3 protein-coding genes are annotated in these 1,036 nt (G+C 41.1%); all 3 read left to right on the top strand.

Annotated features, from left to right (window positions below; genetic code table 11):
* Positions 1 to 67 precede the first annotated feature (67 nt).
* The 3 genes from BA1_RS18220 to BA1_RS18975 are packed head-to-tail and all read left to right on the top strand — an operon-like array spanning position 68 to position 943.
* Entirely contained in the window at positions 68 to 586 is a 519-nt protein-coding gene (locus BA1_RS18220; protein WP_008362326.1) for a PRC-barrel domain-containing protein, read from the top strand.
* Between the two features lie 13 nt (positions 587 to 599).
* Positions 600 to 791, top strand: a complete 192-nt coding sequence (locus tag BA1_RS18215) for a hypothetical protein (RefSeq protein ID WP_003216308.1) — start codon at positions 600 to 602, stop codon at positions 789 to 791.
* 20 nt (positions 792 to 811) lie between these two features.
* Positions 812 to 943: a YrzQ family protein gene (locus BA1_RS18975; RefSeq protein WP_008362324.1), complete on the top strand. Its 132-nt coding sequence runs from the start codon at positions 812 to 814 to the stop codon at positions 941 to 943.
* Positions 944 to 1,036 lie beyond the last annotated feature (93 nt).

Raw genomic sequence — 1,036 nt, 5'->3', positions numbered from 1 at the left:
GACTGACAAAGAATGCGAGGGTTTGTCTACACGCTGATGGCTTCCTTCATGGAAGCCATTTCTTCGTATGAGTCATGAAGCAAACGCACACGATAAGACTGTTCCGCAAAAGGTGGTTGATCACATTTTGAGAACATGTCGAGAGCTTGAAGGAATGACGATCTATACAGATGAGCTGTCTCATTCACTTGGTTCGATCAAAGATATTTGCTTTTTAGCCGGCGGCAGCTGCGGGGGATATGTATTAGATGGGAAAAAGAAAGACTGTGCCTTCATTCCATTCTCAGCTGGCGACAAACTGACAGACAAAGGTCTATTCGTGAGCTGCCAGGAGGGAGGAGAAATAGATTCCTCTGCCCCAGCCTTCTTCTTTTCGAAATTGAAAAAGAAAATGATGCAGTCACCAGATGGTGAAACATTAGGTGTTTTGGAAGATGTATACTTTGACGCAAATTCGGGCACAATCGTAGCATATGAACTTTCGGACGGCTTCTTTACAGAGTTATCAGGGATTCGAAAACAGCTGCATGCTGCCGGAACTTTGATGGACGTTCAAAAGGAAGCACTTGTTCTAAACCGAACATAAAGAGGTGCTGAATATGCTCATTTGCCCAAATTGCAAATGTAAAGACATCGGAAAAATTGGGGTCAATCAATATTATTGCTGGGGCTGTTTTATTGAATTGACGCTGTCAAAAGGCAAAATATCTACTCATCAAGTGGAGGAAGACGGTACACTAAGCAGTTTAGATGATCTGTTTAGTGATGATGAACGTTCAATTCAACTATAAGTGTTTAGGGGGAATTTCGAATGGGAAAAATGACGTCTTCACTATTAACGCTTGGTGCAGGTGCACTCGCATATCACTTTGCAAGTCGATATGATATGCCATCAAAGCGTGATATGAAAAAGATGAGAAAACGTGTTATGCGAATGTTTTAAACAAAAAAGGGACATCCACCATGAGTGGATGTCCTCAGATTGTTGACAAAGGGCTAAAATGATATTTACTTTAGACTTTTTTTTTTTTTTCAG

The sequence above is a fragment of the Bacillus xiamenensis genome (assembly GCF_000300535.1).
Classification (GTDB): Bacteria; Bacillota; Bacilli; order Bacillales; family Bacillaceae; genus Bacillus; species Bacillus xiamenensis.
The sequence above is the reverse complement of the archived record's forward strand: the minus strand, read 5'-3'. Positions and strand labels throughout refer to the sequence as shown.

Bases quoted from the DNA above. Each gene is read 5' to 3' on its own strand.
- BA1_RS18220 (WP_008362326.1), top strand. From the start codon at position 68: ATGAGTCATGAAGCAAACGCACACGATAAGACTGTTCCGCAAAAGGTG.
- BA1_RS18215 (WP_003216308.1), top strand. From the start codon at position 600: ATGCTCATTTGCCCAAATTGCAAATGTAAAGACATCGGAAAAATTGGG.
- BA1_RS18975 (WP_008362324.1), top strand. From the start codon at position 812: ATGGGAAAAATGACGTCTTCACTATTAACGCTTGGTGCAGGTGCACTC.